General features: G+C 36.3%; 3 protein-coding genes. All 3 read left to right on the forward strand.

The annotated features are described in order from the left end of the window. Positions 1-248 precede the first annotated feature (248 nt). Positions 249-2852 carry an aconitate hydratase AcnA gene (acnA, locus tag IHO40_RS04345; protein ID WP_225536933.1) on the forward strand — a complete coding sequence of 868 codons (2604 nt, stop codon included), beginning with the start codon at positions 249-251 and terminating at the stop codon, positions 2850-2852. A gap of 127 nt (positions 2853-2979) precedes the next feature. Continuing rightward, a complete protein-coding gene (gene putA, locus IHO40_RS04350) occupies positions 2980-6120 on the forward strand; it encodes a bifunctional proline dehydrogenase/L-glutamate gamma-semialdehyde dehydrogenase PutA (RefSeq protein WP_225536934.1) in 3141 nt (1046 codons plus the stop codon). 339 nt (positions 6121-6459) lie between these two features. Beyond that, positions 6460-8437, forward strand: a 1978-nt coding sequence (locus tag IHO40_RS04355) for an ankyrin repeat domain-containing protein (protein WP_225536935.1), incomplete at its 3' end; no start/stop codon positions are given.

The following is an 8437-nucleotide window of genomic DNA, read 5'->3' on the forward strand; positions in this document are numbered from 1 at the left end:
TCAATACTATGATAAGGAAACCGGAGGAATCTTTAAGTAGTTTTTTTCGTTTCTGTGGCTAGAAAACCTGAATTTAGCTAGCTACCGCAATTATTTTTTCTTTCATCAAACTTAACATGAAATGGTTAGGCAGGTTTACCTTAGTTTACTGTTGACAATCAGGATTAAATATGTTTATTCCTGAAGTTTCTGCAGCAACGGTAATATCAGGATTGTGGGTCTTTTCATTTAAATAATGGTTACACGTGATGAATAATTCTTTAAATTCAAAAACAATTTTAAACATTGACGGAAAGTCATATAGCTATTTTAGCCTTAGCGCTGCTGGCAAATTTTTAGAAATAGATCTAAGTAAATTACCCTGTTCGCTCAAGGTATTGCTTGAGAACTTATTACGCAATGAAGATGGAGTGAACGTGAAGTTGGATGATATAAAAACACTAGCGAGTTGCGTTAAGAAACATGTTGACCACGAAATTAGCTACAAACCAGCAAGAGTATTGATGCAGGATTTTACAGGAGTTCCCGCTATTGTCGATTTAGCTTCAATGCGTAGTTATGTGAAAAAAAGCGGAGGTGATCCAAGCAAAATAAATCCGTCTGTACCAGTTGATCTTGTGATAGACCACTCTGTCCAAGTAGATAGTTATGCAAGTGCTTCTGCATTTGGCAAAAACGTTGAACTGGAAGTAAAAAGAAATTTGGAGAGATATCAATTCTTGAAATGGGGCGAGTCATCTTTCACAAATTTTAGGGTAGTGCCGCCTGGCACGGGAATTTGCCACCAAGTAAACATCGAGTATTTAGCACGAGTTGTATGTAGCGATAATGGAATTGTATACCCAGATACCTTAGTTGGTACGGACAGCCACACTACTATGGTTAATAGTTTATCGATTCTAGGTTGGGGTGTTGGTGGGATAGAAGCTGAATCTGTAACGCTTGATCAGCCAATTAGTATGGTGATTCCAGAGGTAGTAGGATTTAAATTAATTGGAAAACTTTCAGAAGGAGTAACTGCAACTGATCTAGTGCTAACAGTCACAAATGCCTTAAGGACAAAAGGTGTTGTTGGTAAATTTGTGGAGTTTTATGGTGATGGTTTGGATTATTTATCTGTAGCAGATAGGGCAACCATAGCCAACATGGCTCCAGAGTATGGTGCAACTTGTGGATTTTTTCCTATTGATCAGAAAACACTAGATTATTTAAGCTTAACCGGAAGGCAGGAAGAGCCGATTAAGTTGATTGAAGTCTATGCAAAAGAGCAAGGACTGTGGCGAAGTAGTGACGAATTGGCGTTTTTTGACATGCTGGAGCTTGATTTATCAAGCGTGGAGCCAGTGATGGCTGGTCCCAAAAGACCACAAGATAAGGTCTTTCTCTCACAAGTGGCAGAGTCTTTTTCTACATCATTTTCAATTAGTGACTCAAAGGAAAGTAATGTACTTGAAGATGGAAGTGTAGTTATTGCAGCGATAACGAGTTGTACCAACACCTCAAACCCAAGTGTGATGATTGCTGCTGGTCTTGTAGCACGCAGTGCAGTCAAACTTGGAATAAAATCAAAGCCTTGGGTTAAAACTTCTCTCGCCCCGGGATCACAAGTTGTAACAGAATATTTAGAAAAATCAGAATTACAGAAAGATCTAAATGCTTTGGGCTTTAATTTGGTTGGATACGGTTGCACAACTTGCATTGGAAATTCTGGTCCATTTGATGAAGATATAGAAAATGATATTAAAAGCAAAAACTTAACCGTAGCTGCGGTTTTATCTGGTAATCGCAATTTTGAAGGAAGAATCCATCCTTTAGTCAAAGCCAATTATTTAGCATCTCCACCGCTTGTTGTTGTGTATGCACTTGCAGGTACTGTGCAGATTGACCTAACAAAAGATCCTATATGCAAAGATAAGGATGGAAATGACGTTTACCTCAAAGATATATGGCCAATGAACAATGAAATCGAAGATTGTGTTAAAAATGTGGTAACACGTGAGATGTTCATACAAAAGTATGAAAATGTTTTTTCCGGTGATGAACATTGGCAAAAGATAAAGTGTGAGAAAAGTGAAATCTACAACTGGAACGCGGAAAGCACTTATATACAGAATCCTCCTTATTTTGATAATTTATTGACGGAGAATGATAAAAATAACGTGATCGACATAAAGGGTGCGCAAATACTGGCAATGTTTGGCGACAGTGTAACTACTGACCACATTTCTCCTGCTGGAAATATTGCTTCAAATAGTCCTGCAGGTATGTATTTAAAAGATCTTGGAATTGAACCATGGGATTTTAACTCATATGGATCACGTCGTGGTAATCACAACGTAATGATACGTGGAACCTTTTCTAATATCAGAATAAGAAACGAAATGGTGAGCAATGAAGGTGGTTACACAAAACATATTCCTTCTCAAGAGACTATGTCAATTTTTGATGCAGCAATGCGGTACAAAGAAGAAGCTGTTCCGTTAGTTGTTGTTGCGGGAAAAGAATATGGCACAGGTTCAAGCAGAGACTGGGCAGCAAAAGGTACTGCGCTACTAGGAATTAAAGCTGTAATTGCAGAAAGCTTTGAACGTATACATAGATCCAACTTAGTTGGTATGGGTGTTCTTCCGCTCGCATTTCAGGATGGAGTAACGAGAAGAATATTCGATGGTAGTGAGATAGTGAGTATAAAAGGTAAAGTAGTGCCAAATGGAAATCTAGAATGTATCATCAAAAGAAAGGATAATTCAGAGCAATCCATTCAACTTAAGTGCTGTACAAAAACTGCAACTGAGATAAAATACTTGATGAGCGGTGGAGTGTTGAACTATATACTTGCGCAGTCCCTTTGAGCTAGCAAAGTCATTAACTAGGCTTTTTGAGTCGATTCTGGCCCTTTATTTAAATAATAATTTATTCTATGCAAAGTTATGATATAATTTCACCTTACATATGGTAAAGGGTGTTTTGTAGATAATTATGATCAGTTCTATACAAGAGCCTAACGAATTGCGAAAACGTTTGCAGGGATTTTATCGTACTGATGAAAAAAGTTGTGTACGTTATCTTGTAGAAAAAGCAGAACTTTCGGCTGATTCCAAAAACAGAATTTACAATATTGCAAAGCAAGTTGTCGAAAAAATTAAAGGCAATAAGTTAGATATTATAGATTCTTTTATGCAGCAATACTCGCTTTCCAATGACGAAGGGATAGCGCTAATGTGTCTTGCTGAATCACTACTTAGAATACCAGACGATTATACAATAGATGAGCTAATCAAAGATAAAATTGCCAATCAAGAATGGAGTAAACATTTAGGACGTTCCTCTTCATTATTTGTTAATGCTTCTACATGGAGTTTAATGATAGGCAGTAGTATATTAAGGACCAGTGAGGAAGATCCAAGATTCTATCACGCTATTTCTAGATTACTTAAAAATTTAGGGGAGCCAGTAATCCGCAAGGCAGTAAAACAAGCAATGTTGATGCTTGGTAAGTACTTTATAGTTGGGGAAAATATAGAAGAAGCATTGGAAAGTGTAAAATCAGATGATCATGGCAAATTCTTATGCTCCTTTGATATGCTTGGTGAAGCTGCTCGTACAGCTGAGAGTGCGGAAGAGTACTTTTATTCATATATGCATTCGATAAAAGCTATAGGTGAATCCACTGACACAAATGATTGCTTTAAATCCCATGGTGTTTCAATCAAGTTATCTGCATTGCATCCACGTTATGAATTCTGCCAATTTGGTAATATAGCTGAAGAACTGAAAACTAAGGTGCTGGAGCTTTGTCATGAAGCAAAAAAGTACAATATTTCATTATGTATAAATGCAGAAGAGTCAGAAAGACTTGAGATGTCATTAGTTTTATTCGAGCAATTGCGTCTTGATGAATCACTTTCTGAGTGGGAAGGGCTTGGATTGACTGTTCAAGCGTATCAAAAACGTGCTTTGTCTGTTCTTGATTTTGTTGAAGATGTTGCTATTCGTTCAAAGCATAAGATCATGGTAAGACTTGTGAAAGGAGAATACTGGGACTCAGAAATCAAGCACACACAAGAATTAGGGTTAAGTGGGTACCCAGTGTTTACTAGAAAAAGCTATACAGATGTATGCTACCTTGCCTGTGCGCAGAAACTTTTAAGCAAAGCAAGTCACTTTTATCCATGCTTTGGAACTCACAACGCTTATACTTTTGCTACTATAATAGAGCTTGCCGATAAAAATCACCCTGGGTTTGAGTTTCAGCGCTTACATGGAATGGGTAAGGGTCTATATGATTATGTAATGTCGGAACTTGCAACAAGTATAAATTGCCGCATATATGCACCGGTTGGTAAACATAGTAACTTATTGCCATACCTTATTAGACGTCTTCTTGAAAATGGGGCTAATAGTTCATTTGTGCATCAAATAAATGATTCCAAAGTTAAAGTTGAAGAGTTAGTTTCAGATTCGTTGGAAAAGGCTAAAAGCTTAGAGTATGAACCTCATCCAAGTATTCCATTGCCACAAGATATTTTTGGAGAAGAAAGGAAAAACTCCTTGGGGATGGATATTAGTGATTCAGTTACAGTTTCACAATTTGCAAGCGATATAAAAGAATTTAGTGAAAGGAAATGGAAGGTTGGGCCAATAATTGACGGAGACTCACTGTTTGACAGTACTGAATTTACCGAAGTGGTTAATCCAGCACATTTGGAAAACGTAATCGGAGAAGTGTCAAATACAACAAGTGATCAAGCTTTAAGCGCTCTTAAAATAGCACATGGTGCTTTTGCTAAGTGGCATAATATTTCAGCAGAAGAGCGTGCTAAGCACCTTGAAAGAGCTGCCGATTTGCTTGAAGAAAGGATGAAAGAGATGATTTATATTCTGATTGTGGAAGCAGGAAAGACTTTATCTGATGCGATAGCAGAAGTAAGGGAGGCAGTCGACTTCTTGCGCTACTATGCAATGATAGCAAAAAATGAATTGAATAACTGGAAAAGATTGCCAGGTCCGACAGGTGAAGATAACTTTATCTTTTTTGAAGGCAAAGGAGTTTTTTTGTGCATATCACCGTGGAATTTTCCACTCGCTATCTTTATTGGACAGATTGCAGCCGCACTTGCAGCAGGTAATTCAGTACTGGCAAAACCAGCAGAGCAAACGCCGATTATTGCTTATGAAGCTGTTAAAATACTACACAAGGCTGGGATACCAAAAGATGTACTACACCTTATTCCAGGGAATGGTCAGTATTTAGGTGAAACATTAATACCAGATAATAGAATTTCCGGTGTAGCTTTTACTGGTTTAACACAGGCCGCTCAAATAATTAATAGAATGCTCGCTAGCAGAGATGGCCCTATTGTGCCACTTATCGCTGAAACTGGTGGATTAAATGCTATGATTGTTGACAGTTCTGCTCTCTTAGAGCAAGTGACTGTAGATGTTTTAGTTTCCGCATTCCGTAGCGCTGGTCAACGCTGTTCTGCACTTAGAGTATTATTTATTCAAGAAGATATAGCAGAGAAACAGATAAAAATGATATGCGACGCAGTTCAAGAATTAAGGATTGGTGATCCAATACAACTTAGCACTGATATTGGTCCGATAATTGACAAAGCATCTATTGATATGCTGAATAACCACACGGAGAAAATGTCAAGATATAAGGATTCAAGCCTTTTGTCCAAGGTACCCATGAATATAAATTCTCATAATGGTTATTTCTTCCCTCCATATATTTATGAGATACAAAAAATTTCGCAATTAAAACAGGAAGTGTTTGGCCCCATTTTACATATTATACGTTTTGATAAGTCGCAATTAAATGAAGTTATAAGTGATATAAACAGTACAGGATATGGGCTTACGTTCTCTTTGCAAAGCCGCATACAAAGTCAGATCGATTTAATAAGCAGGAAAATATCAGTTGGAAATGTGTACATCAATCGCAATCAGATAGGTGCAGCAGTTGGCATACAACCGTTTGGCGGTAGAGGATTATCTGGCACTGGACCAAAAGCTGGTGGGCCTCATTATCTACAGCGTTTTTCTACAGAAAAAGTTGTAAGCGTCAATACTACAGCATTTGGCGGTAATACTACACTTATGTGCTTGGACTGATTTGAAGGTATTTTTCTTTCTTTTAAAAATGTTAGATGTGTGGTCCCAGAGTACGGTGCGAGGCTGAACATGTTTCGCGGGGTATTTCTAATTCACTTTAGCTATATTTATTATTTTTTAAGATTAAATGGTTAAAATAGTAGATAAATGCTAAAGTGAGGTGTAATTATGATAGCAAACTTTCCAATAGAAACTAGTGTTTTACCTTTCCACCTATACTTCGATTACGCATACAACATCTAGCTCAGTTTAAAAGTCTAATTCAATTTTAGTTGTCAGTTTAAGCAGAAAAAGCATCAATGCTGGCAACCAAGAAGGTTTTAATATTGAGGGTTTGGTATGAGTACAGACATAACTGCACTAACTAATAATGTAGGTAAATTAGGTGAATGCACAGATAAAAATGAAAAGCAAGAGCAGGATAGAAAAGAAAAAGACGAGCAATTGAGTAGCGCTATAGAGAAAAAGGTAAAAAAAGAAGAGAATAAGCGTGAAAAACCGAGAGGTCGAGATGGAATTATCAAGGAATGTGAAAAGTTATTCAAGGAGGGTGCCAGCCCTGAAGTATCAACTAAATTAGAAGAGTCGCTTAGAGGACAAGAGAAATATCATAGGTATTATGTTCAGCGTTTTCTTCCAGTACTAGATAAAAAAATAAAGCAGTCAGAGGAAATATCAAGTAAAATAAAAAATCAAGTTGGACAGGTAATTTCAGAAATCACTTGTAATAGCAAATATTGTTTTAATAGTATTATCTACAGTCAAGTTGAAGATAATCGTAAAGCAGAAACAAGCAACAGAGTAACGAATAACAGTGTTCAATTACTAAAAGCGATCAAAAATAGAAACAATAGGAAGTTTGGAAGATATCTAAAAAATTGCACGGATATTAGAAACATAAGAAATGAGGAAGAAAAAAATATTTTACATCTTATTGCGTCATTAGAAGGAAAACTGAAACTCAAGTTTTTAGGTACCCTAATTAAAACAATTACCGGGGAAAATCTAATACAACTCATTAATAGTAAAAATCGGAACGGAAAAACTTCCCTTCAAGTGGCATTAATTGACAAGATAAAAAAAGGAAAACATGGGTCTCATACAATCCAAAATAACGATAATACACTTAAGTTCCTCGTAACACTATTGGAACATGGGGCCAAGCCAGATCAGTTAAAATTGCAAACACTGCAAGGTTTAGATGAAAGGCAAAATGAATATTATCGTAAATTTTTGGAGAAACTAGCAGAGTCAATAAAGAAACCTGAATTAAAATTAGAGTCAGAAATAGAAGCAAAAATTAAAGAAATTATACTATGTGCTATAAATACTCCGGACAGTAATGGTAATTACCTATTACATTCAGCAATTAACAATTATGATAAAAAACGTTTCAAAGAACTATTGGAGAAAGGGGCGGATGTTAGCCTTAAAGATGCAAATGGCAACAATGCTTTACACCTAATTGCAAAATTGGAGAAAGAACAAAAGCTCGAGTTTTTAAATGCAATATTAAATATAAGCAAATGGGAAGGAAAAGAGCCACTTAAGGTTCAATTAAGAGAGACTATAAATGCTGATCAAGGTGGGAAAACACCAATGCAAATAGCATTAATTGCTGAGATAACCAAGAATAAGCATAACTTTATTGTTTGGGAAAGCAATACGATTAAATTTTGCATAAGATTACTAGAGGGAGGTGCTCACCCTAACCAATTGAAGCTAGCAGAAAGCAGCTTATTTCAAGAGCGAAAAGTATACTACCATAGTTTCCTGCTAAAACTAAGCAAATTAGTACAAAAGTCTAAGTTAGACCAGGAGACAAAGAACTTGGTTACAATTCAAGTCGGGAAGATTATCAATGATGGCTATCCATTACATCAAGCAGTTTTGGACAGAAATGTATATCATTTTAATGAGTTGCTAAGGAGTGGCTATGATATCACTACTAAAAATGCAGAAGAAAATACAGTTTTACATTATGCCGTAAAATTAGATGAGGGAGCAAAGTATGAATTTACTGAGCTTATACTAGAAAAAAACAAAGAGTTGGTAAATACTCCGAATAGAAAGGGACAAACGCCTTTTCACCAATTGCTTCGGCATATAAAAGAAAAGAGTGAGGATCGATCATGTACAGATAGAAAATTTGAAAGAACAAATAGGTATAAAACCCTAGAACTATTACTACGAAGTGATACTGATATTACTGCTCAGGATAAAGAAGGAAATAATACTCTGCACTATATTGCTTCACTTAGAGGGGAGCAAAAAGTTACATGCTTGAAGTTGATTTTAAGTTTAGTGAAAGAAAAAA

It is taken from the genome of Wolbachia endosymbiont of Mansonella ozzardi (genome assembly GCF_020278625.1).
In the GTDB taxonomy this organism is placed as follows: Bacteria; Pseudomonadota; Alphaproteobacteria; order Rickettsiales; family Anaplasmataceae; genus Wolbachia.

Coding starts and splice junctions, on each gene's coding strand:
- acnA (WP_225536933.1), top strand. CDS start 249: ATGAATAATTCTTTAAATTCAAAAACAATTTTAAACATTGACGGAAAG.
- putA (WP_225536934.1), top strand. CDS start 2,980: ATGATCAGTTCTATACAAGAGCCTAACGAATTGCGAAAACGTTTGCAG.